The sequence below is a fragment of the Bradyrhizobium sp. Bra78 genome (assembly GCF_024519855.1).
GTDB classification, from domain to species: domain Bacteria; phylum Pseudomonadota; class Alphaproteobacteria; order Rhizobiales; family Xanthobacteraceae; genus Bradyrhizobium; species Bradyrhizobium japonicum_G.
The window spans coordinates 23,619-42,160 of record NZ_JALJRE010000021.1 but is presented as its reverse complement, the minus strand read 5'-3'; the positions used below and the strand labels follow the sequence as shown (position 1 = coordinate 42,160).

Annotated in this window: 23 protein-coding genes; 11 read left to right on the top strand and 12 right to left on the bottom strand. The window is 64.4% G+C overall.

Annotated elements, in window-relative coordinates; all coding sequences use genetic code 11:
- The first annotated feature begins 97 nt into the window (after nt 1–97).
- Together OC450_RS32255 and OC450_RS32250 are read left to right on the top strand one after the other, a co-directional pair.
- Nucleotides 98–1,336 (top strand): acyltransferase family protein, encoded by a 1,239-nt coding sequence (locus OC450_RS32255; RefSeq protein WP_262049358.1) that lies wholly within the window; start codon nt 98–100, stop codon nt 1,334–1,336.
- A 243-nt stretch (nt 1,337–1,579) separates the two neighbouring features.
- A complete protein-coding gene (locus OC450_RS32250; protein ID WP_256807101.1) occupies nt 1,580–2,188 on the top strand; it encodes a hypothetical protein in 609 nt (202 codons plus the stop codon).
- Nucleotides 2,189–2,840: 652 nt separating this feature from the next.
- Here OC450_RS32250 and OC450_RS32245 read toward each other — a convergent pair.
- The gene (locus OC450_RS32245; RefSeq protein WP_262049357.1) at nt 2,841–4,079 is read right to left on the bottom strand and encodes an MFS transporter; all 1,239 of its coding nucleotides are present in this window, start codon (nt 4,077–4,079) and stop codon (nt 2,841–2,843) included.
- 130 nt (nt 4,080–4,209) lie between these two features.
- Here OC450_RS32245 and OC450_RS32240 point away from each other — a divergent pair, with 130 nt between their 5' ends.
- Nucleotides 4,210–4,809, top strand: a complete 600-nt coding sequence (locus tag OC450_RS32240; protein WP_262049356.1) for a TetR/AcrR family transcriptional regulator — start codon at nt 4,210–4,212, stop codon at nt 4,807–4,809.
- A gap of 234 nt (nt 4,810–5,043) precedes the next feature.
- Here OC450_RS32240 and OC450_RS32235 read toward each other — a convergent pair whose 3' ends face one another.
- Both OC450_RS32235 and OC450_RS32230 read right to left on the bottom strand, forming a co-directional pair.
- Entirely contained in the window at nt 5,044–6,417 is a 1,374-nt protein-coding gene (locus OC450_RS32235; RefSeq protein WP_256807099.1) for a PleD family two-component system response regulator, read from the bottom strand.
- Between the two features lie 14 nt (nt 6,418–6,431).
- Complete coding sequence (locus tag OC450_RS32230; RefSeq protein ID WP_007603272.1) at nt 6,432–6,797, bottom strand: response regulator; 366 nt, start codon at nt 6,795–6,797, stop codon at nt 6,432–6,434.
- Nucleotides 6,798–7,025: 228 nt separating this feature from the next.
- Between OC450_RS32230 and OC450_RS32225 the strand changes: the two genes are divergently transcribed.
- The 3 genes from OC450_RS32225 to OC450_RS32215 are packed head-to-tail and all read left to right on the top strand — an operon-like array spanning nt 7,026 to nt 9,030.
- Nucleotides 7,026–7,337, top strand: coding sequence for a DUF3572 domain-containing protein (locus OC450_RS32225; RefSeq protein ID WP_015685596.1), 312 nt, complete (start codon nt 7,026–7,028; stop codon nt 7,335–7,337).
- Nucleotides 7,334–8,623, top strand: coding sequence for a DNA polymerase IV (locus OC450_RS32220; RefSeq protein WP_211385856.1), 1,290 nt, complete (start codon nt 7,334–7,336; stop codon nt 8,621–8,623). Before OC450_RS32225 ends, OC450_RS32220 begins: the two co-directional genes overlap by 4 nt.
- Nucleotides 8,623–9,030 carry an ACT domain-containing protein gene (locus OC450_RS32215; protein WP_262049378.1) on the top strand — a complete coding sequence of 136 codons (408 nt, stop codon included), beginning with the start codon at nt 8,623–8,625 and terminating at the stop codon, nt 9,028–9,030. The genes OC450_RS32220 and OC450_RS32215 overlap by 1 nt, the downstream gene beginning before the upstream one ends.
- Here OC450_RS32215 and OC450_RS32210 read toward each other — a convergent pair.
- From OC450_RS32210 to OC450_RS32200, 3 genes are all read right to left on the bottom strand, one after another.
- Entirely contained in the window at nt 9,027–9,335 is a 309-nt protein-coding gene (locus tag OC450_RS32210) for an NUDIX domain-containing protein (RefSeq protein ID WP_262049377.1), read from the bottom strand. The two genes, OC450_RS32215 and OC450_RS32210, sit on opposite strands and share 4 nt — an antisense overlap.
- Nucleotides 9,331–9,732 (bottom strand): RidA family protein, encoded by a 402-nt coding sequence (locus OC450_RS32205; protein WP_256807098.1) that lies wholly within the window; start codon nt 9,730–9,732, stop codon nt 9,331–9,333. Before OC450_RS32205 ends, OC450_RS32210 begins: the two co-directional genes overlap by 5 nt.
- Before the next feature lie 74 nt (nt 9,733–9,806).
- Complete coding sequence (locus OC450_RS32200; RefSeq protein WP_256807097.1) at nt 9,807–10,652, bottom strand: cell envelope integrity EipB family protein; 846 nt, start codon at nt 10,650–10,652, stop codon at nt 9,807–9,809.
- 245 nt (nt 10,653–10,897) lie between these two features.
- Here OC450_RS32200 and OC450_RS32195 point away from each other — a divergent pair, with 245 nt between their 5' ends.
- Genes OC450_RS32195 through OC450_RS32180 form a run of 4 tightly spaced genes read left to right on the top strand, consistent with a single transcriptional unit; the run spans nt 10,898 to nt 13,897 of the window.
- Complete coding sequence (locus OC450_RS32195) at nt 10,898–11,365, top strand: RidA family protein (RefSeq protein WP_262049355.1); 468 nt, start codon at nt 10,898–10,900, stop codon at nt 11,363–11,365.
- 5 nt (nt 11,366–11,370) lie between these two features.
- On the top strand, nt 11,371–12,117 hold the full coding sequence (locus OC450_RS32190; RefSeq protein ID WP_211385852.1) for a glycerophosphodiester phosphodiesterase: 747 nt from the start codon (nt 11,371–11,373) through the stop codon (nt 12,115–12,117).
- 58 nt (nt 12,118–12,175) lie between these two features.
- Nucleotides 12,176–13,417 (top strand): GNAT family N-acetyltransferase, encoded by a 1,242-nt coding sequence (locus OC450_RS32185; RefSeq protein WP_211385851.1) that lies wholly within the window; start codon nt 12,176–12,178, stop codon nt 13,415–13,417.
- Between the two features lie 51 nt (nt 13,418–13,468).
- The gene (locus OC450_RS32180) at nt 13,469–13,897 is read left to right on the top strand and encodes an HIT domain-containing protein (RefSeq protein ID WP_211385850.1); all 429 of its coding nucleotides are present in this window, start codon (nt 13,469–13,471) and stop codon (nt 13,895–13,897) included.
- 117 nt (nt 13,898–14,014) lie between these two features.
- Here the strand turns inward: OC450_RS32180 and tsaA are convergent, their stop codons facing one another.
- The 4 genes from tsaA to OC450_RS32160 form a co-directional block, all read right to left on the bottom strand.
- A complete protein-coding gene (tsaA, locus tag OC450_RS32175) occupies nt 14,015–14,506 on the bottom strand; it encodes a tRNA (N6-threonylcarbamoyladenosine(37)-N6)-methyltransferase TrmO (protein WP_262049354.1) in 492 nt (163 codons plus the stop codon).
- A 30-nt stretch (nt 14,507–14,536) separates the two neighbouring features.
- Complete coding sequence (locus OC450_RS32170) at nt 14,537–14,887, bottom strand: AzlD domain-containing protein (protein ID WP_262049353.1); 351 nt, start codon at nt 14,885–14,887, stop codon at nt 14,537–14,539.
- Nucleotides 14,884–15,624 (bottom strand): AzlC family ABC transporter permease, encoded by a 741-nt coding sequence (locus OC450_RS32165; RefSeq protein ID WP_262049352.1) that lies wholly within the window; start codon nt 15,622–15,624, stop codon nt 14,884–14,886. The genes OC450_RS32170 and OC450_RS32165 overlap by 4 nt, the downstream gene beginning before the upstream one ends.
- Before the next feature lie 125 nt (nt 15,625–15,749).
- Nucleotides 15,750–16,709 (bottom strand): transglycosylase SLT domain-containing protein, encoded by a 960-nt coding sequence (locus OC450_RS32160; protein ID WP_262049351.1) that lies wholly within the window; start codon nt 16,707–16,709, stop codon nt 15,750–15,752.
- 239 nt (nt 16,710–16,948) lie between these two features.
- On the opposite strand from OC450_RS32160, the gene OC450_RS32155 reads away from it, so the two are divergent.
- Complete coding sequence (locus OC450_RS32155; RefSeq protein ID WP_262049350.1) at nt 16,949–17,497, top strand: hypothetical protein; 549 nt, start codon at nt 16,949–16,951, stop codon at nt 17,495–17,497.
- Here the strand turns inward: OC450_RS32155 and OC450_RS32150 are convergent.
- Both OC450_RS32150 and OC450_RS32145 read right to left on the bottom strand, forming a co-directional pair.
- On the bottom strand, nt 17,487–17,687 hold the full coding sequence (locus OC450_RS32150; RefSeq protein WP_256807092.1) for a hypothetical protein: 201 nt from the start codon (nt 17,685–17,687) through the stop codon (nt 17,487–17,489). The genes OC450_RS32155 and OC450_RS32150 overlap by 11 nt on opposite strands.
- 332 nt (nt 17,688–18,019) lie before the next feature.
- Entirely contained in the window at nt 18,020–18,268 is a 249-nt protein-coding gene (locus tag OC450_RS32145; RefSeq protein ID WP_262049349.1) for a type VI secretion protein, read from the bottom strand.
- Between the last annotated feature and the right edge of the window lie 274 nt (nt 18,269–18,542).

Sequence of the window (18,542 nt, the reverse complement as noted above, 5' to 3'; positions counted from 1 at the left end):
ACCGACGGCGGCGGAGCAAGTGTGACCCACCTCAAAGAGCCCAGTGAAAGGATTCAATATCTCCAGCGGGATCGTTGCATGACATTGGTCCATTCCCGTGAAGAGCCATTTGCCCCTGCTGGATCCGCTGCGCTTCGGGACCGCTCTCGGAGTCGCCATTTTTCACCAGATGTTCTGGTCCTGGGCCTGGGTTTCGATTGGCGTCCCGGGCTTCGAGCACTACGTCGCCGCCGATGTTCTTTACCCGTCCGCCGCGCCCTTCACATGGTTCGGCTGGGTCGGCGTTGAAATCTTCTTTGTCATCTCCGGTTACGTCATCGCGAATTCCGCGAGCCAATCTTCACCGGCCGCGTTTCTTCTCGGTCGCGCGCTCAGGCTTTATCCGGCCGTCTGGGTGTGCGCCACCGCGACCTTGCTCGTTCTGCTTGTCTTCGGGAGCGGACCGGCATCCGAATTCATTCTGCCCTACATCCACGCCATGCTGATGGTCCCCAAGGGGGTCACAGGTCAATGGCTTGACGAGGTCTACTGGACGCTGGCAGCCGAGACGGCGTTCTATGGACTCGTGTTTTGCGCGATGCTCACGAAGACAATCACCCTGCGACACCTGGCCTGGGGTCTCACCGTCTACAGCGCAATCTTCAACGCCGTCGCGCTGCTCGTACTGTCCTGCACGACGCCGTCCGACCTGCCTTATCTGGTTATTCTGATGTTCCGGGTGCCGTGCGCGGCATTCCTGTTGACGCATGGCTGCTTCTTTGCGCTGGGGATCTGGCTGTTCATCTCCGCGAACAGGCAATTGACGGCGCTCGAACAGGTAGCGGTTGCCGTCACGTGTCTTTCGGGCGCCGCGGAGATCTACTTCTTTGCTTCTTTCTTTTTGACGTCCATTCCCGCCATCTCGGATCAATCGGCCCTTGTGCCGATCATGGTCTGGGCGGCTGCGGTGCTCCTCATTGCAATTGCCGCGAACCGGAGCAGGCGCTCGGCTGGCACCGCTTCGCCTGAAGCACCGGCCTATTCGAGAACGCTCGGGCTGATCGCCTATCCGCTCTATCTGACCCACAACGTCATTGGCACGGCGATCATCCGCGCCCTGGTCGTTTCAGGCCTGGATGCCACCTCGGCCCTATGGATCGCGTTGGGCATGCTTGTCCTGCTCTGCTGGTTCATTTGCGCAAGGATCGAGCCAGCCGTCAGATGCGCTATGATGCAAGCCCTCTCCCAGTTCGGAAAGCTGCCGGAAAGACAGCCGGCGTCGAGACGCCGGGCATTGGCCCGGGGGCTGCGTCTTCCCCTGCCCGTCTCCGTGAAGGTGAACGTCGCGGCGTCCTAAGGGGCGCCGCGCTGCGCGTAGAGCACGAGAGCCGAGATGCTTCTAAATTGTCGCGTCGGCTTTACGCGCGGAAGACGACGTCGACGCAGAGCTAGTTGATGTCAACAACGGGCCCAGTTCAAGAAATTGCGAGAACCACTTTGGACGCCATTGCTAGTGTAGACCCCCGCACTGGGATCCGTAGATTGGCGTCCGGCTCCGCTGAAATCTGCTACGCCAAATTCTGCAGACGAGCTGGTCCATATGGCACAAATAGGCTTCTACGGTCCGACTGTGAAGCGGTTCATGCACATGGAGCATGAACCGGTCTCGCTGATCACGCGTTCGCTGCGCAACGCGGAGATTGCTGTCACTGAAACCCGCGTCGATGCTGCTGTGTCTCGCCCATCCGGCGAGATGGGTCTTGCAGATGCCTATGTTGTAACCCTTGCACTCAACGATTTCCCCAACTGCAAGATTTGGCAGCGTGGTATGTCCGTCCGGACCGATGTCCGCTCGGGCGCAGCGTACTTCTACGATATGAAGAAGGATCCTCGCTTCGTCATCGATAAGCCCTTCCACTCCCTTCATTTCTACCTTTCGCGTACATCACTCGACGGCATCTCTGAGCTGTCAGCCGCACCGCGCGTTGGTGAGCTTCCCTCGCGGCTCGGCGGCGGCCATGACGACGCGGTCATCCGTCATATTGGTGGGTCGCTCCTGCAAGCGCTGGGTAGGCCCGCTGAGATCAACCAACTCTTCATCGATCACATGATGCTCGCATTCACTGTACACGTCGCGCAGACTTACGGCGGTATGAGAAGCACCGCGGCGCTTGCACGAGGGGGTCTCGCGCCTTGGCAGCGGCTCTAATTCATCTTGCGGCGGAGCTTCTGGATGACTTCTCGGAGTTCGGCGGCATATTCCTCGATCAACCGGCGTGCCTCGTCCAAGCGAGACGGCCTCGCTTCCTTATTCTCGACTTTGCCAGGGTCGGACATGGCCGCACGGTCTGCCACGGAAGCGGAGACCGTTTGAGCCGGATCAAAGGAACATGGCCAACTGAGGCGGCTTACTTCTCCGGCGGATGAAGCGCCGCCTTCCTCAATTCTGGGTCGGCAAGCATCCAAGCCGCGCTCGCCCATTAAGGACAGCGCCGCTGAGGCATTTCTCGTCCGACCAGCAATAAGCCTTGCACCAAATGCGCAAAGGGCAGCTAATATTGGCTTCAGCGCGCCACGCTACCCGCCGTCGGAGGGCGCAATGCAAAACTACATAAGCCACGAAAACATCAGACGTTACGAGAAGCTGATCGCCATCAGTGAAGGTGACCCGTCACGCGACGAAGCACGGCACCAAACGCTGTTACGGCTCCTGGCCGAGGAAAGAGCCAAGGACGAGAGACCGCACGACTGGCCAGACGTCTAATCGGGGCCGCTCCGATCGAGCGTTATGCGAGGCTCATCCCCAAGGCCCGGCGTCCGTTGCAAACTCCCAAGCGGACGCTCATAAGCACGCGCCCCGCCTACGCCGTCCGTAACACCGGCGCTGGCGGCTGCGACGGACGGATCAGCGCGAACGCGACCTGGATGATGCCGCCCGCAAGGCCCAGCGCGACGCCGATGCGCCAGGCCATGGTGTAGGAGCCGAGCGCGTCGTAGATCACCCCTCCTCCATAGGCGCCGAGAAAGCTGCCGATCTGGTGGCTCATGAAGGCAAGGCCCTGGATCATCGCCTGCCAGCGCAGGCCGAACATCTCGGCGACCGCGCCTGCCACCAGCGGCCCCACGCCCATCCACAGGAAGCCCATGATCGCGCCGAAAAGCAGCGTCGAGGCCGGAGTCGCGGGCAGCGTGAAGTACCAGGCGAGCGCCAGCGAGCGCAGGATGTAGATGCCGCCGAGCAGCGCCAGCTTGTTCCAGCGCTGGCCGGCCCAGCCGAAGAAAAGCGAGCCCAGCACGTTGAAGCCGCCGATCATGCCGAGCGTCTGTGCGCTCAGCATCGGATCGAGGCCGCAGATGGCGAGATAGGACGGCAGGTGCGTGGTGAGGAACACGAGCTGCATGCCGCAGACGAGATAGGCGCAGGTCATCACAACGAAGGACGCATTGCCGAACGCGGTCTTCGCCGCGGTCATGGCGGTGGCATCGCCGATGTCGTCGGCCGTGGGCTTCGGCAGCGGAACCCCGTCGACGCGGCCGGCATACCACGCGGCCGGAAGCATCAGCACCGACATGATGACGAAGCCGGCGAGCCCGACGCGCCAGCCAAAGCCCTCGTTGAGCAGCTGCCCGATCGGCGCCGACAAAAGAGCGCCGAGCGAGCCGGCGCCGGAGACGATGCCGAGCACGGTGGAGCGCACCGTCGCAGGGACCGCGCGTGCCGCCACCGACATCGCGATCGCGGCCGCGGTGCAGGCCAGCGACGTCCCGATCAGCACGCCGGCACCGATCATGATGCTGACGAGACCGTTCGCGGTCGCCATCAGCAGGAGGCCCGCGATGTACATCAGCGAGCCCACGATCATGATCGGGCGGAAGCCGTAGCGCACCGTCATCGCGCCGGCGAGCGGCTGCAAGAAGCCCCAGGCGAGGTTCTGCACGGCCAGCGCCAGCGTGAAATCCGAGATCGAAATGTGGATGTCATGCGTGAGCGGCTGCATGAAGATGCCGAGCGACTGCCGCAGTCCCATGCTCAGGGTGAGCATGATCGAAGCGCCGATCAGGATGGGCAATGTCGGGCGCAGGACCTGCAACAGGGGCATTTTCTTCTCCCTCGTGGGCGCGGCGCACGCGCCAACGTCTGCAATATCGGTTGATTTTGGTTACACAGACCTGTGTACTTAGGCTATGAAAGGTGGACGCTTGTCAAGCCAACAGGACGCACGCTATCGCATGGCTCCCCCGACGACCCCACAGACGATGAAGGAGCGGATCCTCGAGACCGCCGACAAGCTGTTCTATCTGCAAGGCATTCGCGCCATCGGCGTCGATACCATCGCGGCCGAGATCGGGATCTCCAAGCGCACGCTCTACAACCACTTCCCCTCCAAGGATGCGCTGATCGCGGCGTACCTCGAACGCCGCTTCGTGCAGCCCCGCGCCTCGGACAAGCCGCCGGCCGAGCAGATCCTGGCAACGTTCGATTCGCTGGAACGGCGTTTCGCCGCCCGGGATTTTCGCGGCTGCCCGTTCGTGAACGCGGTCGCCGAGCTCGGCCCAGCCGACCGCGCCGTGAAGAAGATCGCGATCGCCTTCAAGGAAAGCCGCCGCGTCTGGTTTCGCGAGCGGCTGATCGAGCTCGGCGTCGCCGATGCGGATGCGCTCGCGACGCAGCTCGTGCTGCTGGTCGACGGCTCCATCGCCCAGGACCTCGTGCGCGACAACCCCGCGATGGCGCGCGCGGCGAAGGAAGCGGCGAAGGTGCTGCTGCGCAATGCAGGCGTGGATGTGGGGGATGGTGCGAAGCCGCCTGTGAAGCGAGGCAAGCCCTAGCCTCAATAACCGCTGTCGTCCCGGACAAGCGAAGCGCGGATCCGGGACCCATGGATGCGGCGACAGCGTTCATTCACGCCCCGCCCGATCCTACTAAGATGCTCCTGTTTTGCCCGACGTGTCAAACGGCGCTGCCGATGGCGCAAGCGATTTTCGCGGCCCACGTAAGCCGTTGATCCGACTGGCGCGGCTACTGTGCATGGGGTTGTTTTCGCATTTCTTGTGTCGCCGGCCTTACGCCGCGTGCGACACCACCCGGTTGCGGCCATCGTGCTTGGCGCGATACAGCGCCGTGTCGGCGCGCTTGAGGACGTCGGCGACCGCCTCGCCCTTCTGCTCCAGCGTGGTCAGCCCGATCGAGATCGTGACCTCGATGCGCTTGGTGCCCTTGTGGACGGCAAACGGCTCGCCCGCGATCGAGCGGCGCAGGCGCTCGGCGACCATGCCGGCGACGTGGAGATCGGTCTCCGGCATCACGATGACGAACTCCTCGCCGCCGTAGCGGCAGGCCAGATCGATGCCGCGGATCGACTTGCGCACGCGCACCGCGAATTCGCGCAGCACGTCGTCGCCGGCGTCGTGGCCGTAATTGTCGTTGATCGACTTGAAGTAGTCGATGTCCAGGATCATCAGCGCGAGCGGCTTGCCGCGGGTCGCGGCCTGCTCGGCGAGCGTCGCCAGATGGCTCTCCATGTAGCGGCGATTGTGCAGGCCGGTGAGCGCGTCGGTGATCGCCATCTCGATCGAGTTCTGCACGTTGTCGCGCAAGTGGTCGGTGTAGCGGCGGCGGCGGATCTGGGTGCGGGCGCGCGCCAGCAGCTCGATCTTGTCGATGGGACGCAGCAGATAGTCGTTGACGCCGATCTCGAGCCCACGCAGCAGCCGCGTCGAGTTCTCGGGGTCGGCGATCGCCAGGATCGGCACGTGGCGGGTGCGCTCCAGCGAGCGCGCCTGGCTGCAGAGCCGCAGGCCGTCGAAATTGTTGAGGTCGAGCGAGACGATCAGCAGGTCGTAATTGCCCTCGGCGGCGTGGAACAGCGCTTCCGTCGGGTTCGGCTCGACATCGACGGTGTGCTCGGCGGCGAGCAGGCCCGCCAGCCGCTCGTAGGAGGACTCGCGGTCGTCAACCAGCAGGATGCGGCCGCCCTTGCCGGTGTCGGCGACCGCAGTGCGCTCCGGCGCCTGCATGCCGATCTCGAGCGAGGTGATGGCGCGCATGCGCAGCTCGTCGGTCATCATCTTCAGCCGCGTCAGCGAGCGCACGCGCGCGATCAGCACGACGTCGGAGACGGGTTTGGTGAGGAAATCGTCGGCGCCGGCTTCCAGCCCGCGATTGCGGTCGGCGGGGCTGTCGAGCGCGGTGACCATCACGACCGGAATGTGGTGCGTGGTCGGATCGGTCTTGAGGCGGCGGCAGACCTCGAAGCCATCCATGTCGGGCATCATGACGTCGAGCAGGATGATGTCGCACTCGGCGCGGGCGCAGATCGCAAGTGCCTCGGCGCCGTTGGAGGCGGTCATCACGTCGAAATATTCGGCGGACAGACGGGCTTCGAGCAGCTTGACGTTGGCAGGGACGTCATCGACGACGAGGATACGCGCGGACACTTTGAACTCACTTCCTATCCGATGAAACGCCGGACCGTCTCAATGAACTTGCCGACCGAGATCGGCTTGGACAAATAGGCTTCGCAGCCGCCTTCGCGGATGCGCTCTTCGTCGCCCTTCATCGCGAACGCCGTGACCGCGACGACCGGGATGGAGCGCAGCTCCGGATCGTCCTTGATCCAGCGCGTCACCTCGAGCCCGGAGACCTGCGGCAATTGGATATCCATCAGCACGAGGTCGGGCCGCATCTTGCGGACGAGATCGAGCGCCTCGTAGCCGTTGCTGGTGCCCGTGGTCTGGTAGCCGTGCGCCTCCAACAGGTCGCGGAAGAGCTTCATGTTGAGCTCGTTGTCTTCCACGATCAGGACGGTCTTAGCCATCCCGCCCTCCTGTTTGGTCCGCAGACCGATGCATGTAGCGCCTCAGGCGCCGCTCGCCGGCGCTTCAAAAACTGGATTCAAACTAGCCTCGAATTCGCTCTAGTTTCGTTAAACCCGAGTGCCCACTTTCTGCGATGTGGTTTCCAGTTGCTTGTCGAGGGTCCAGAGACTCGGGCATGATGGTTTCAAAGTAGACACCTAAAGTTAACGGAAAGGCAAACCGGCCCCTTGAAAAAGCCTGTTCACAACCCTCGCGAAGTCGCTGAAATCGTTGCGATTCAGGCCCTGTCTTTCGTCGCGGGCGATCCTGAGCGGCTGGGCCTGTTCCTGGCTGAGACAGGCGTCGGCCCGGAGTCGCTCCGGAACGCCGCCTCGGATCCCGGTTTCCTGCTCAGCGTGCTCGATTTCGTGATGCGCGATGACGCCACCGTGAAGGCCTTTGCCAGCTCCGCGGAACTGCACCCCACCAACGTGGCTGCGGCCCGGCAGGTCCTCGGTGACGCACTGGGCGACCGGACTTGGGAGCGCGACGTGCCGTGAGCGCTCCCGATCCGGCCGGGCCCCGCTGCTTCTGCCGGGATTGTTCGGCCGATCTGGATGCGGGCGTGCGGCGCTGTTCCGCCTGCGGCTCTCCTCGCCTCGTCCGCCACCGCGCGCTCGCGAGCCTTACCATCGCGCATATCGACTGCGACGCCTTCTACGCGACGGTCGAGAAGCGCGACAATCCTGAGATCGCCGACAGGCCCGTCATCATCGGCGGGGGAAAACGCGGCGTCGTGTCCGCCGCCTGCTACATCGCGCGCACCTATGGCGTGCGCTCGGCGATGCCGATGTACAAGGCGCTGGAAGCCTGCCCGCATGCGACCGTGATCCGGCCGGACATGGCGAAATACGTCCGCGTCGGCCGCGAGGTGCGGCAGGCCATGCAGGCGCTGACACCGCTGGTCGAGCCGCTCTCGATCGACGAGGCCTTCCTCGATCTCTCCGGCACCGAGCGGGTGCACGGCATGATCCCGGCCAAGGTGCTGGCGCGGTTCGCGCGCAACATCGAGCGCGATATCGGCATCAGCGTCTCGGTCGGCCTGTCCTGCAACAAGTTCCTGGCCAAAATCGCCTCCGACCTCGACAAGCCCCGCGGCTTCGCCGCGCTCGACCAGGAAGAAGCGCGTTTGATGCTGGCTTCGAGGCCGGTCGGCTTCATCTTCGGTGTCGGACCGGCCACGCAGGAGCGCCTGGTTCAGCGCGGCTTCCGCATCATCGCCGATCTGCAGAAGGCCGACGAGATCGAGATGATGCGGCAGTTTCCGAGCGACGGCCGCCGGCTATGGCGGCTCGCGCGCGGCATCGACGACCGCCGCGTCGAGCCAGATCGGGGCGCCAAGACGATCTCGAGCGAGACCACTTTCGAGACCGACATCCGCGATTTCGCGACGTTGGAGAAGATCTTGTGGCGGCTGTGCGAGAAGACCTCGTCGCGGCTCAAGAGCAGCGAGCTTGCCGGATCCACCGTCACGTTGAAGCTGAAGACCGCCGATTTCCGCCAGCGCACCCGCTCGCAGTCGATCGCAGCGCCGACGCAGCTCGCCGCCAAGATCTTCTCGATCTGCCGCGAGATGCTGGCCAAGGAGATCGACGGCACCGCCTTCCGCCTGATGGGCGCCGGCGTCAGCGCGCTGCGCGAGGGCTCGGCCTCCGACGACACCGACATGCTCGACCGCCGCGCCGCCCATGCCGAGCGCGCGGTGGACAGTTTGCGGAAGAAATTCGGCAGCGCCGCGGTGATCCGCGGCATTGCGTATGACGGGCCGGAGAAGGCGCAGGAGTGATGTCGGGGGAACGAGACCTCACCGCGCTGCTGAGACACATGAAGCCGGAGCTGCGGCCTGGCATCTTCGTGTTCTGCACGATTCCGGCAAACGAGCGCGTTCCGGCGGCGATCAGCCCGCTGCTGACATTCCGCGAGCGGGAAGGAACGACGCTGGTGATCCTGCGTGACGAAGCCGAAGCCGTGGGATTGCGCTACGAATTCCCCTCGCGTTTGATCACCTTGACGGTTCACTCCGCGCTCGATGCGGTGGGCTTTCTTGCGGCCATCACCGCACATCTGGCTGACTCCGGCATCAGCGTGAACGCCGTTTCGGCCTTCCACCACGACCATCTCTTCGTACCCGTCGAGAGGGCCGATGATACGATGGCCGCTCTGCAGGATGTATCAGACGCGAGCCTGGACTAATCCATCGTTTTGGCCGGCCGCGAGCACAGCGGAGGCAGCCTGTCGCGCGTCAGAGGTGCAAGCTTTAAGGCTCCGGGCGTGGACGGATCGAGCCAGAGAATCTCCTCAATCTCCGCTCCGGGAGCGACCGGGTGCGCGATGACGATGCGGAAGTTCCGCATCGACTTGCCGGCCAGGCTCGTGCGCCGCAGGCGCGGTATATCCTCCGACATAGACATCCCGCTTGGATCGACGTCGATGCCGAGTTCCTCGGACAATTCCCGCTTCAGCGCGGCCTGAGGGTGCTCGCCGGCCTCGACTTTAATCCGCGACCGCGATCGCCTCGATCTCGATCAGCCATTCCGGCGCGGCGAGCGCGGAGACGCCGACGAGGGTCGAGGCCGGCGGCTCCATCCCTTCGAAGAAGGCGGAGCGGGCCTTGCCGATGATCGGGCGCAGCTCCGGCTTGTAGTTCACGACGAAGGTCGTGATCTTGACGATGTTGGCGTAGCTCGCACCGGCCGCCTTCAGCGCGTGGCCGAGATTCTGCATCACCTGGGTGGTCTGCGCGGCAATATCGCCTTCGCCGACGATCCGCCCTTCCTCGTCCACCGACACCTGGCCGGAGATGTAGATCGTGCGCGCACCTGTGGCGGTGACGACATGGGAATAGGCCGGATTGTGGTGCAGGCCGCTGGGGCGGAGATGATCGAGCTTGGGCATAGGCTTGCTCCCGGAGGTTTGTGGTTGGGAGCAAGCGTAGACGCAGAGTGCGACAAGGGCTAGACGCCTCGCCCTCAATTACAGGGCTTGCTGTCCTTGACGTCGAACTTGCCCATCGCGCCGGAGATCACGAAATCGTTGTAATCAAGCACGAGCTGGCGCGAGACACCGTTTTCGTAGAGCTCGAACGCCATCGCATAGACGGGGGTTTGCTCGCCTTCCTTATGCTGGGCTTCGCGGTCGAAATAGCTGACGGTGACCGGCCAGCGCTTGAGCGATTTCATGTGCTCGTCGGACGTCGACGGATCGGACGAGCCGGCGCGCTCGGCGGGGATCGGCTGGCCGATCACGGTCAGCGTGTTGTAGACCTTCTGGCCGTCGTCGGAGCCGTCATAAACCGACAGCTCGAGCAGCGACTTGCCGTCCTTGGCGGCGGCAATGATGCGCTGGATCTGCTCGGTCGGGAACACGATCTTGCCGTCGAGGGTAAAGCTCTTCGGCGCCGGCAGCTTCAGCTTGACGTTGATGTGGTCGCCGTCGCGTTCCGCGGAGCCGTCGACCCGGCCGGCGTCGGCCTCGTTCATCCGTGTCTCGATCTTGAAGCGATAGCTTTTGCCCGCAGCGTCCTCCCAGGAATTGGAGCGGAGGTCGCTGAGCGTGATCTTGCCCTCGCCGCTGTCGAGCTCGGAGACCTGGCGGAATTCGGAGGTGTAGCCCTCGCACGAGCTTCCGGTGAAGTTGTAGAGGATGCGCCCGCGCGCGCTGTTGACCGAATTGGAGCGCGATTTCACCAGACTGAGGTCATAGAGCGCCTGATGCGCGAGAAACGGACCGCTGGCTGCGTAAGCCCCGCCCCCGGCTCCAAAGACGGCTGCCGCGAGCGCCATCACACCGAGTGAAGTCCGGAAAAGGTGCACCATGTCTGTTCCTTGAAGATGCGTCCTTGGGGAAGCGCAGATTCGACATTTTAATGACCGTTCCATTGCGCCGCAACTGAGGCCGTTTCACGTAAATTTGCGACCCTCACCCCGAACCGCCTGCCCTGCCTCAACAAAATGCGGGCCTTCCGGTTGCTTGCATGTGGCTGCACGATGGGCGAAACAGGGCGCGCCCGGCCGCCAACGGACGCGCCGGAGCGGATGAATTTTGGACAACGAGGTCGAAGATGGCGGGCACGGTCGAGCAGAAACTGGCGGAACAGGGCATCAAGCTGCACGAGGCCCCCACCCCCGTGGCCAATTACGTGCCGTTCGTGCGCACCGGCAATCTGCTGTTCGTCTCCGGCCAGGTCTGCTTCGATCCCGCCGGCAAGCTGATCGCCAAGGGCAAGCTCGGCGCCGGAGTGACCATCGAAGAAGGGACCGCGGCCGCCCGCGGCTGTGCCGTCAACCTGCTGGCCCAGGTCAAGGCTGCCCTCGGCGACCTCGACAAGGTCGTCCGCGTGGTGCGCCTCGGCGGCTTCATCAACTCCGCCCCGGACTTCCTGGACGGGCCGAAGGTGCTGAACGGCGCCTCCGACCTGATGGTCGCCGCCTTCGGTGACAAGGGCCGCCACGCCCGCACCACCGTCGGCGTCGCCTCGCTCCCCGCGGATGCGGCGGTCGAGGTCGAAGGCGTGTTCGAGGTCGCCTGACGCGAATGCGCGCTCCTGATTGGCTGACAGCCCGGCCGGTCGCCCATCGTGGCCTGCACGACATTTCCCGCGGCATCGTCGAGAACATGCCGGGCGCGGTGCAGGCTGCCATCGCTGGCAATTTCTCGATCGAGGTCGATATCCAGCTTTCCGCCGACGGCGAGGCTATGGTGCATCACGACCATGCGCTCGGCCGCCTCACCGAGGCGACCGGCGATCTGGTCAAGAAGACCGCCGCCGAACTGAAGGCGATCAAGTTTAGGGATACCGACGAGCGGATGATGTCGCTGTCCGACCTCTGCGCCATGGTGGCCGGCCGCGTGCCGCTGGTGATCGAGGTGAAGAGCCATTTTGGCGGCGACCGCAAGCTGGTGAAGCGGATGGCCGAGGTGCTGGCGTCCTATCAGGGGGCAGCGGTCGGCATGTCCTTCGACCCCGACCAGGTGCTGGCTCTGCGCGAATTGTTGCCCTCCCGCCCGCGCGGCATCGTCGCGCAGCGGAGCTATGAGGACGAGTACTGGGCCTACCTGACCCGGGAGCAGCGCGACAGCATGCTGTACCTGCGCCACGGCTTCCAGACCCAGCCGCATTTCGTCGCCTTCAAGGTCGACCACCTCCCGGCCCCCGCCCCCTGGATCGCCCGCAACGTCTTTGGCTGCGCCCTGCTGGGCTGGACCGTGCGCACGCCCGAGCAGCGGACGCGGGTCGGGCAATATGCGGATCAGATGATCTTCGAGGGGTTCGTGCCTTAGGACGCCCTCTTGGGACGCCCTCTTGAAGTCACTGCTGCAATGCACGATCTTGGGCACGATGGCATCATCTGAAATCACGCTCGAGGCTGTACCCTCGATTGGCGAGGTATCTGCTGAGGATTGGGACGCCTGCGCCAATCCCGGCACGGCTTGTAACGGACATGGCAAGGGAACCTCGTCCGGACTTCCAGGCGATTCCCTCGGACTCTCAAAGCCTGCCTATAACCCCTTCGTCTCCCACGCATTTCTATCCGCCGTCGAGAAATCAGGTTCAGCCACAATCCGCACCGGCTGGGGCCCGCGGCATCTCGTGGCCAAGCTCGACGGCCGCGTCGCTGGCATCGTCCCTTGCTATCTGAAATCGCACTCTCAAGGTGAGTACGTGTTCGACCGCGGCTGGGCCGACGCCTATGAGCGTGCGGGCGGGCGCTATTACCCGAAGCTGCAGGTCTCGGTTCCCTTCACGCCCGCGACCGGCCCTCGGCTCTTGGTCCGAGACGGCGTCGACCACGAGCGCATCACGGAAGCGCTGGCGAGCGGGCTGGTGGCGCTGTGCGGCGTCAGCAAGGCCTCCTCGGTCCACGTCACCTTCGCGCGCGAGGCTGAGTGGAAGCTACTGGCCCGGCACGGCTTCCTCCAGCGCACCGACCAGCAGTTCCACTGGCACAATGAGGGTTTTGCGAGCTTCGACGACTTCCTGGCGACGCTGAACTCGCGCCATCGCAAGTCGATCAAGCGCGAGCGGCGCGACGCACTGGCCGCCGGCGTCACGATCCATTGGCTCACGGGCCGCGACATCACCGAAGACGCATGGGATGCGTTTTTCACGTTCTACATGGAGACCGGCTCACGCAAATGGGGCCGGCCGTATCTGACGCGGGAATTTTTCTCGCTGATCGGCGAGACCATGAGCCAGGATGTGCTGCTGGTGATGGCCCGCCGTAACGATCGCTGGATCGCGGGCGCGATCAACTTCATCGGCTCGGACACGCTGTTCGGCCGCAACTGGGGCGCGGTCGAGCATCATCCCTTCCTGCATTTCGAGGTCTGCTACTATCAGGCGATCGATTTCGCGATCAAACACGGCTTGGGGAATGTCGAGGCCGGCGCGCAGGGCGAGCACAAGATCGCGCGCGGCTACCTGCCGCGGACGACCCATTCCGCCCACTTCATCGCCGATCCCGGCCTGCGCCGCGCCATCGACGATTACCTCAAGCGCGAGCGCGCCTATGTCGCGGAGGCTGGGCGGGAGCTCGCCGAGCTCGGCCCGTTCCGCAAAGGCGTCGACGAGGCGCCTTGACGCCCTTGCGCCGCTGGTGACAGTAGGCAAAAATCTCGAGGAGCCGCCGCCATGACCGCCTACGATCCCAACAACATTTTCGCGAAGATCCTGCGCGGCGAATTCTCCTGTCACAAGGTCTATGAGGACGAGCATGTGCTCGCATTCCTCGACATCATGCCGCGGGTGCCCGGCCACACGCTGGTGATCCCGAAGGCCCCTGCCCGCAACATCCTCGACATCAAGCCCGACGACTATGCGCATGTCGCCCGCGGCGCGCACAAGATCGCCGCCGCTGCGATGAAGGCGTTCAAGGCCGACGGCATCACCGTGCAGCAGTTCAACGAGGCCGCCGGCGGACAGGTGGTGTTTCACCTGCACATGCACGTGATGCCGCGCCACGACGGCGTGGCCATGCTGCCGCCCGCCAGCCGCAAGGAAGACGTCAAGGTGCTGGAAGAGAACGCAACCAAGCTAATCGCGGCGTTGCAGGCGGTCTAAGTCTCTCCCAATCGTCATTGCGAGCGAAGCGAATCCAGACTGCTCCCGCAGAGACAGTCTGAATTGCTTCGCCGCAAGGGCTCCTCGCAACGACGACGTTAGAGCGGAGCGCCCCCCCTATTCGGTCTGGAAATCCCCCGGCTGCGGCGCGGCCAATGGGGTGAACTCGCAGCGGTCGGGCTTGATGTCGATCAGCGGCGTATTGTCGATGCAATCGAGCCCGCGCACCAGGATCGCGTTGCCCTCGATGCCAACGAGCTTCACGATCGAGGTGCCGATCGGATTGGGCCGAACCGGCGAGCGCAGCGAAAAGGCGCCGCGGGTCTTCTCGTTGTTCTTCGGGCTTTGCAGGAGGATGTCGCGGCGCGACTTGTCGAGCCAGTAGAGCACTTCGAGATTGCTGTAGAAATCGACGCCCTTGATCGCCGGCAGGAACGGCTCGAAGATCTCGAGCCGGCATATCGGGCCGTCATGCCGCCCCTGCCGCGGCGTCTCCAGCCGCGAGGTCCAGGGCGTGCGGATGCGGCCGATGAAGACGAGGCCGGCATCCCCGGTCGGGGGCAGCTCGATGGCGACCTCGCCTTCGCGGAGCTCGTTTTCGCGAACCATATTTCCAGTTCCCTGCTGTTCGCCGGGGTTTTAACCCAACCACCACTTGCCGGCCAGCATGAAGACTTCGCCCGCGACCACGCCCGCGAAGATCGAGCGGCGGGTCAGCAGGAATACCACGAGGCCGGCGCCGACTGAGCCATAGCGCAGGACATCCGGCACGCTAGCGAGCGCGCCCGGCGGCTCGACCACGATCTGGGCGATGACGCCGGCCAGGATCGCGGTCGCGACCGCCCTCACCCAGACCAGAAGCTCGGAGCCCTCGTCGAGGCCGCCGCCGAACCACAGGCCCAGCATCCGCCATATCTGGTTGGGAACGACGCCGGCGACGAACAGCACCGCTAGCGCATGCCAGTCGCCGATGAGCTGCGCATAGCTCATGCGCGCACCTCCCGCCACCAATGCACGCCATAGGCGATCGTGCCCGCGATCAGGCCGCTGACGAGGATGTCGAGGCCGGAGTTCATCTTCGCGGCCAGCGGATACAGCAATATCCCCAGCGCGAGCGCGACGACATCGGCGACCTCGCGGCTGTTGCGCGCGGTCGAGAACAGGAAGGACAACGGCGTCAGCAAGAGGATCGCCGCGCCAAGCGTCTGCGTGAGATTGGCGGCAAGGAAATAGCCGACCGCATTGGCGGTAAGGCACACCGAGACCAGGCCGCAGCCGAGCCCGTGGACGAACGCGATGCGCCGCTCGCGCGGCACCTGCGGCAGGAAGCGGTGGCATTCGACCCACAGCGTCACCGCGGTGAGGTGAGCGGCAAAGACCAGCTCGCGCCTCTTGGTCGTCGGCGTGCGCATCAGCGGCAGCACCGAGACCACCATCGGAAACAGGCGGATCGCACTGACGGTGACCGCGATTGCGGACTGGATGACGGTCGCACCGGAGCCGAGCGTCGTGATCAGGATGATCTGCGCCGGACCTGCCCATACGAAAAGCGTCGAGCAGAGCGCCCAGAGCAGACTGAAATGGGTGTCGTGAGCGAGCGCGCCGATTCCGAGATAGGTCACGAACAGCACGATTGTGAGGATCGTCTGCGTGATCGAGCGCAGCCCCCACGCAAAGGCGCGCCACGGGCTTTGCCATTGAGGTGAATCGAGCGGAGGAAGCGCCACGGGAGTCTTGGGCCGGGGTGAGGAATCGTGCTGGCATAACGGGCAAAGCGAGGGCTGGCGTCAAGCAAGCGGGCGGCGGGGCTGGCATGCACGCGTGGCGCTCGCGACCGTCGTTCCGGAATGCCCTACCCGCTCACACCACGGTTCTTCAGCACGAAGCAAGCCCCGCCTGACTTGCGGATTCGACCGCAGAGTTCGTCCGCCTCGCTCCGCGTGTCGGCGCCGATGCGCACCTGATAGAAGGCGCGCGTGCCGCGGCTGCGCAGCACCGAGCTTAGCAGGCTCGGATCGCGTTCTCCGATCACGGGGCCGAGCCGGGTGACGGCGCGGGAATACATCGCCAGCGCCCTGTTGCGGTCGAAGCCGGCGGCGAGCTGCACGCCCCAGATCTTTGCGGCGGCAAGCTCGACATGCTGCTCCAGCTCGGCGACGAAGGCATTCGGAGCGCGCTTCAGGAGGGCCATCAGATCGCGGCAGCCCGTCGGTGGCGCGCTTGGCGGCCCCTTGCCGGTGCCCCCTGCCTTGGCCCAGGCATCGACGGATGTGCCGGTGATGGCGAGAACGTAGTTGCGTGTCTGCTCCGGCATCGGACCGGTGCCGGCGAGCCATTCCTGCACCCGGCGCGGCCCGGCATTGTAGGCGGCGGCAGCGAGGCCGAGATTGCCGAACTGGTTGCGCAGCTCGTTCAGGAATTCGGCCGACTTCGGCAGCGCCTGTACCGGATTGAAGGGATTGAGCAGCCCACGCTCGCTCGCGGTGCCCGGCATGAATTGCGCGATCCCCTGCGCATGCTCGCCGCTGCGCGTCATGGGCCCCACGGCATCGGCCTGGAAGCGGCTCTCCTGCCAGATCACGCGGGCGAAGAACTCCAGCGGCAGGTTGGCATCGCGCGCGGCCGCCTCGACGATCAGGCAGATCGACTCCCGCGTGTCGCTCTCGCGCGCGTCGGTGGATTTCTCCGCCGGCTTGGCGGGCTCTTCGGCACTGGGGACGGCGACGTCGGAGCTCGCGGGCGAGCTGTCCTCTGCTGCCACCGCTGTCGCCGAAACAAACAGTACAGTGATGACGCGCCATGCAATCTGCATCCACCGCGGGCAGGCGGGCCCGTGGCGCGCGCCGGTGCGGCGTGCAACAAGATGATCCGCCAGATTGTGGCATCCTGCCATGGTTCGATGAGTTGCCAATATGCTGCCTGACCTGCCTTTCCCAATGCGCTCCCTCGCCAAACGGATCCGGGCGATCCTGGCCCTCACCGCACTCCTCCTGACCGCCGCGCCGGCCATGGCGCAGGTCTGGCGCAGGTCTGGCACAGGTCTCCTGGCAGATGACCACGGAATACCCCGAGAATAACATCTCCGAGATCGGGCTCGCGACCTTCGCCAGCCGCGTCTCCGAAAGGACGCACGGTTTTGTGACCGTCGCGAACGCCTACGAAAACGCCCTCAAGATCAATTCTGGCGAGATGCCGCGCGCCACGATCGACCGTCGGATCGCCGGAGGCGATGCCTTCGCGGGGGCGCTTTCGAGGCTCGATCCGGTGCTCGGATTGTCCACCCTGCCCTTCCTGGTCCAATCGGTGGATCTCGCCCGCGCCACCAATGTGCAGGCGCGCCCGCTCTACGAGAAGGCACTGGCAGCTCGCGGCCTGAAACTGCTCTATCTGACCATCTGGCCGGCCACGGGGCTGTGGTCCGACCAAGCGCTTGAAGGCGACAGCGATCTACCGAGACTGAATTTGCGAGCCTACGCGAAACCCAGGCAGGAGCGGAGACAACCGCGATCGTCGAATGGGCGAGACAATAATGAGGGAGCGGCAGCGGCCATCGGCGATGAACGCTCCGCCAGTGTTGTCGCTTGCCGGTCTAGTTTTTGATTGGAACCGGGCTTTCGCCGCGAATGGCGCGGTCGAGCGCATCGATCAGCGCCTGGATCTCCACGAACTTGTTGCGCGCTCGCTCGGCCGTGTCGCGCACAAAGGGAGCGGCCAGCACTTTCGCATGCGCGTCCCTGTCCTCGATCATGCGATCGCGGGCCTTCTTCAGTGTTTCAAGTCGCTCGCTCATCCAGCCTCTCCTGAAAATTTCGTTTCGATCCCAAGCCCGAACTCAGTCGAAGGACGCCGGCAGCTCGCCCTTCCGGAATAATATCTTGGGCTCGTCGTCATAGTCGCCCATTTCGGGATCGCCGCTCGACGAGAACGCAACGACGGCGAGTTTGATCAATGCCAGTCTCTCGGCCGTTCACAGCGCGCCGCTTTCCGACTTGCAGACGATCGGAGATCCCGGCTTCAAATTTGCGCCCTTGCCGGGGTTGAAGGCTTGCACGACATAAGTTGTTTCGCTGACCACGGGGAACTTCCTTTGGCCGGCTGCAAAACGCGGCGAATGAGCCCCCCTCAACAGCCGCGGCAGATGTTCTTCAGCTTCGCTGCGGTTCTGGCCTCTTCCGCAACGAACGGGTCCTTGTAAGCGGCGCGGGACGTCTCGTTCTCCGCAGCAACGGGCGTTTTCTCCTTCGGAGGAAACGCGGCGTCGTAGCAGGCGAGACGGCCGCTCGTGCTTTCGATCACGCGGCATTCCGGTCCTGCCGCGGCGGCGCCTTGCGACAATGTGCCGAGCGTCAATGCGACAAGAATCGCACTCACACGGGCGCCTTTCCTATCCATGCAGGACAGCCGCAGCGGCGACCAGAAGCAGGAGAAACAATGGAACGACCACCGGCGGCACGATCCATTCGGCTAGACGAAATTGAGACATGCATGCTCCTGCTCAGTCGGCGGGAGCGCTCGTGACCCTCAGTCACCGGTGGATGCCATGGGAAGGGCGGTGATGGCGCGAGTCTACGCTTCCCTCACGCCAATAGCGAGCGTTAAACGGTAAGCGACCTCAGTAGGGCGGATTTCGGCGTGAGAGCTGTTG

What these genes read in the sequence shown, in the direction of transcription:
- OC450_RS32215 (WP_262049378.1), top strand. Translation starts at nt 8,623, where the DNA reads ATGTCGGGGGAACGAGACCTCACCGCGCTGCTGAGACACATGAAGCCG.
- OC450_RS32170 (WP_262049353.1), bottom strand. Translation starts at nt 14,887, where the DNA reads ATGAGCTATGCGCAGCTCATCGGCGACTGGCATGCGCTAGCGGTGCTG.
- OC450_RS32155 (WP_262049350.1), top strand. Translation starts at nt 16,949, where the DNA reads ATGACCACGGAATACCCCGAGAATAACATCTCCGAGATCGGGCTCGCG.
- tsaA (WP_262049354.1), bottom strand. Translation starts at nt 14,506, where the DNA reads ATGGTTCGCGAAAACGAGCTCCGCGAAGGCGAGGTCGCCATCGAGCTG.
- OC450_RS32200 (WP_256807097.1), bottom strand. Translation starts at nt 10,652, where the DNA reads ATGGTGCACCTTTTCCGGACTTCACTCGGTGTGATGGCGCTCGCGGCA.
- OC450_RS32150 (WP_256807092.1), bottom strand. Translation starts at nt 17,687, where the DNA reads ATGAGCGAGCGACTTGAAACACTGAAGAAGGCCCGCGATCGCATGATC.
- OC450_RS32185 (WP_211385851.1), top strand. Translation starts at nt 12,176, where the DNA reads ATGGCATCATCTGAAATCACGCTCGAGGCTGTACCCTCGATTGGCGAG.
- OC450_RS32195 (WP_262049355.1), top strand. Translation starts at nt 10,898, where the DNA reads ATGGCGGGCACGGTCGAGCAGAAACTGGCGGAACAGGGCATCAAGCTG.
- OC450_RS32180 (WP_211385850.1), top strand. Translation starts at nt 13,469, where the DNA reads ATGACCGCCTACGATCCCAACAACATTTTCGCGAAGATCCTGCGCGGC.
- OC450_RS32205 (WP_256807098.1), bottom strand. Translation starts at nt 9,732, where the DNA reads ATGCCCAAGCTCGATCATCTCCGCCCCAGCGGCCTGCACCACAATCCG.
- OC450_RS32160 (WP_262049351.1), bottom strand. Translation starts at nt 16,709, where the DNA reads ATGCAGATTGCATGGCGCGTCATCACTGTACTGTTTGTTTCGGCGACA.
- OC450_RS32190 (WP_211385852.1), top strand. Translation starts at nt 11,371, where the DNA reads ATGCGCGCTCCTGATTGGCTGACAGCCCGGCCGGTCGCCCATCGTGGC.
- OC450_RS32240 (WP_262049356.1), top strand. Translation starts at nt 4,210, where the DNA reads ATGGCTCCCCCGACGACCCCACAGACGATGAAGGAGCGGATCCTCGAG.
- OC450_RS32250 (WP_256807101.1), top strand. Translation starts at nt 1,580, where the DNA reads ATGGCACAAATAGGCTTCTACGGTCCGACTGTGAAGCGGTTCATGCAC.
- OC450_RS32230 (WP_007603272.1), bottom strand. Translation starts at nt 6,797, where the DNA reads ATGGCTAAGACCGTCCTGATCGTGGAAGACAACGAGCTCAACATGAAG.
- OC450_RS32245 (WP_262049357.1), bottom strand. Translation starts at nt 4,079, where the DNA reads ATGCCCCTGTTGCAGGTCCTGCGCCCGACATTGCCCATCCTGATCGGC.